This is a genomic window from Micromonospora sp. D75, from assembly GCF_018070405.1.
In the GTDB taxonomy this organism is placed as follows: Bacteria; Actinomycetota; Actinomycetes; order Mycobacteriales; family Micromonosporaceae; genus Micromonospora; species Micromonospora chalcea.
Genome location: NZ_JAGPXV010000754.1, coordinates 1 through 2,599, shown reverse-complemented (window position 1 = coordinate 2,599; position 2,599 = coordinate 1). Strand labels below are relative to the sequence as shown.

3 protein-coding genes and 1 pseudogene are annotated in these 2,599 nt (G+C 76.6%); 1 reads left to right on the top strand and 3 read right to left on the bottom strand.

Features of this window, described 5'->3' with window-relative positions; translation table 11 throughout:
• The 3 genes and pseudogenes from KBX39_RS28600 to KBX39_RS33650 form a co-directional block, all read right to left on the bottom strand.
• Positions 1–319: pseudogene (locus KBX39_RS28600) on the bottom strand (TldD/PmbA family protein); the annotation flags it as partial.
• Positions 316–1,065, bottom strand: coding sequence for a TldD/PmbA family protein (locus tag KBX39_RS33655; protein WP_312247506.1), 750 nt, complete (start codon positions 1,063–1,065; stop codon positions 316–318). The pseudogene KBX39_RS28600 and the gene KBX39_RS33655, both read right to left, overlap by 4 nt.
• Positions 1,062–1,823 carry a PmbA/TldA family metallopeptidase gene (locus KBX39_RS33650; protein WP_312247505.1) on the bottom strand — a complete coding sequence of 254 codons (762 nt, stop codon included), beginning with the start codon at positions 1,821–1,823 and terminating at the stop codon, positions 1,062–1,064. Before KBX39_RS33650 ends, KBX39_RS33655 begins: the two co-directional genes overlap by 4 nt.
• 413 nt (positions 1,824–2,236) lie before the next feature.
• On the opposite strand from KBX39_RS33650, the gene KBX39_RS28590 reads away from it, so the two are divergent.
• Positions 2,237–2,599: cellulose binding domain-containing protein (locus KBX39_RS28590; protein WP_210873501.1), on the top strand; the 363-nt coding region annotated here is incomplete at its 3' end.

Genomic DNA, 2,599 nt, shown 5'->3' with positions numbered 1-2,599 from the left:
TCCGCCACGGCTCGGGCAGCCGCGCCGCGTCGGCGGCGGGCGGCGCGTCGCGGGCGGCCCGCTCGGCCGCGCGGACCAGGCCGGGCAGCGCGTCGCCGAGCGCGCCGCCGTGCCCGACCAGCCCGACGTGTACGCCGGCCGCGCCGTCGCGTACGGCCACCGCTGTCACCCGGCGGGACCGGACGCTGCCGTTCGTGGTCAGCGCCTCGCCCGCCCAGCGCAGGTGCGCGGCGGCCGTCTCGTCCGCGATCAGCAGCAGCTCGTCGGCGTCACGCCGGTGCCGCAGCGCCGCTTCCAGGGCGTCCTGGATCCCGCTCACCCGTCCCGCCCTCCGGTGTCGACGACGTCGATGCCACGGAACACCGCGGACGGGCAGCCGTGGCTGGCCGCTGCCGCCTGCACCGGCTGACCCTTGCCGCACATGTCGGCGCCGGAGAGCAGCCACGTGCCCTCCCCGCCCAGCCCGCACAGCGCGGACCAGAACGCGGTGGTCTCCGCCTGGTACGCGGCGCCGGACACCTGCCCGGCCAGCCGCCCGTTGCGGATGCGGTGCCAGCGCTGGGCGGTGAACTGGAACTGCCGCCGCCGCATGTCGATCGACCAGCTGTCCGAGCCGGCCAGGTAGAAGCCGTCCGTCACGCCCGCGATCAGGGCCGCGGTGTCCGGCCCGTCCACCGCCGGGCGCAGCGACACGTTCGGCATCCGGGCCATCGGCGTGTGCCGGTACGACTCGGCGTACGCGCAGCCGGCGGAGCGCGGCAGGCCGGCCCGCGCGGCCGAGGCGCGGTCGTGCTGGAACCCGACGAGCACACCCGCCTCGATCAGCGGCCAGGACTGCGCGGCCACCCCCTCGTCGTCGAACCCGACCGTGGCCAGCCCGTGCGGGGCCGACCGGTCGGCGTCCACGCTCATCAGCGCCGAGCCGTACCGGAGCCGCCCGGCGGCGTCGGGCGTGGCGAAGGTGCCGCCCGCGTAGGACATCTCGTGGCCCAGGGCCCGGTCGTACTCGGTGGCGTGCCCGACCGACTCGTGGATGGTGAGCCAGAGCTGCGACGGGTCGATCACCAGGTCGTACCGGCCCGGCCGCACCGCCGGCGCCTGCGTCTTCTCGGCCAGCAGCGCCGGCAGTTCGGCCAGCTCGCCGGCCCAGTCCCAGCCCTCGCCGTGCAGGTACTCCCAGCCGCGGGCCACCGGCGGGCCGACGGTGCGCAGCGCGTCTGGACGCCGCCGTCGCGCGGGCGCCGGCCCACCGCCAGCACCTGCGGGTGCACCCGGACGCGCTGCTGGGTGACGCGGGTGCCGTCCAGGTCGGCGTAGTACGTGTTCTCCTGGGCGGCGGTGGCGCGGGCCAGCACGTGCGCCACCGACTCGTGTGCCTGCAGCCCGGCGCACCAGTGGCTCAGCAGCTCCACCCGTTCGCTCTCCGGCACCTCGAACGGGTTGATCCGGTACGGCGAGCGCCAGGTCGCCTCCGGGTACGCGGGCTCGGGCGCGAGCGCGACGGGCGCGCCGCCGACGTCGGCGCAGGCCCGGGCCAGCGCCAGCGCGTCGTCGCAGGCGCGTACCGCCGCCTCCGGCGTCAGCTCGGGCGTGGCGGCGAAGCCCCACGCGCCCCGGTGCAGCACCCGTACCGCCAGGCCGGTCTCGGTCTCCTCCTCGCTCGCCCGCAGCGCCCCGTCGTGCACGACGGTGCGCCCGGAGCGGACCCGCTGCACCCGCAGCGCGGCGTATCGCGCGCCCCGCTGCCGGGCCCGGGACAGGGCGGCGTCGGCGAGGCGGGCCAGCGGAAGAGCGAGGAAGGAGTCGTCGATCTCGTCGGGCACACGCGCCTCCGGTCGCCGGGGTGCCGCCGTCCGCGCCGGTGGCGCGGCGGCCCGGGGGTTGCGGTGAGGAGACTAGTGCCGCGTGCCGCCCCGGCACAGGGCCCGCGTGGCGGCCGGGCGGCCGACCAGCGCCGTCGCCGCGCAACAGAGCAATCGGGAAGAAGACTGCTGCCGCGCCGGGGCGCGCTTGAATTGATTGGCATCGCTCAATAGATTGAGGGCGGGCGCCGCCGAGGTCCGCACGACCGGGCCGCCGGCGGCTGACAGGTTTGTCCCGAGCCGGGCACGTCGGTCGTACGCACCGACTTCTCACAGTGGCGCATCGACGCGCCGCCACCCGAGCGCGTCGCCGCGCCGCCGTCCGTCCGGACGCGCGTCGTCGCGTCGCGCCGCCCGACGCAGAAGGACTTCCCATGACGATTCTCCGTACCCGTTCCGGCCCGGCCCTGGCGGCGGTGACCGCGCTGGCCGCCGTCGTGGCCGCCACCGCGACGGCCCTACTCGCCGGCCCGGCCACGGCGGCGCAGGGCTGCCGGGTCGACTACACACCCAACCAGTGGCCCGGCGGGTTCACCGCGAGCGTCAAGGTCTCACCCGGCGACACCGCCGTCTCCGGGTGGACGGTCACCTGGACGTACGCCGGCGACGAACGCGTCACGAACGGCTGGAACGCCACCGTCAGTCAGTCCGGCGCGACGGTCACCGCCCGCAACATGTCGTACAACGGCAGCATCCCGGCGGGCGGCTCCACCGAGTTCGGCGTGCAGGGCACGTTC